We start from the raw sequence: 535 nt of genomic DNA, 5'->3' as shown, positions 1-535 counted from the left end.
GGATCGCGCGCGGCCGCCAGCGTCGCGGCCAGTTGCGCGCGGTAGAAGCGCAGCGCCGCCATCGCGCCGATGCCCCGCGCCAGTCGGCGCTTCACCGCGCCCAGCCGTGGCGCGCGCGCGAAGACGATCACCGTGTCGCCCCTCATCCCCGGCGTCCCGCATAGAGCCGCGCGATGATGTGCGGCGGCACGCCGAGGAACCAGAGCGCGAGGCAGCCGAGGTTGCGTGCCGAGCGGCGGAGGTAGCCCTCGCGCCGCCAGCGTGCCGCGCTGGTCACCGCCGCGACGTCCAGCCCGCGCAGCCGCGCCCGGCCGAGGCGGCGCACCAGGTCCACATCCTCCATCAGCGGCAGCGGCCGGATGCCGCCCGCCGCGTCCAGCAGGTCGCGGTGCAGCAGCAGCCCCTGGTCGCCATAGGGCAGCGCGAGCGCGCGGCAGCGCCAGGCGACCGCACGTTCCAGCCGCCGCGCGGCCGGGGCGTCGTCGTCGAGGGCGAAGCGGAAGAAGGCGGCGCGGGACGGGTCCGCGATCGCGGC

Annotated in this window: 1 pseudogene; it reads right to left on the bottom strand. The window is 77.6% G+C overall.

Going from position 1 to position 535, the window contains the following annotated elements:
* Positions 1-142 precede the first annotated feature (142 nt).
* Positions 143-535 (bottom strand): annotated as a pseudogene (locus OZN99_RS33315) (glycosyl transferase family 2); the annotation flags it as partial.

It is taken from the genome of Falsiroseomonas oryzae, assembly GCF_027856955.1.
GTDB classification, from domain to species: Bacteria; Pseudomonadota; Alphaproteobacteria; order Acetobacterales; family Acetobacteraceae; genus Falsiroseomonas; species Falsiroseomonas oryzae.
The sequence above is the reverse complement of the archived record's forward strand: the minus strand, read 5'-3'. Positions and strand labels throughout refer to the sequence as shown.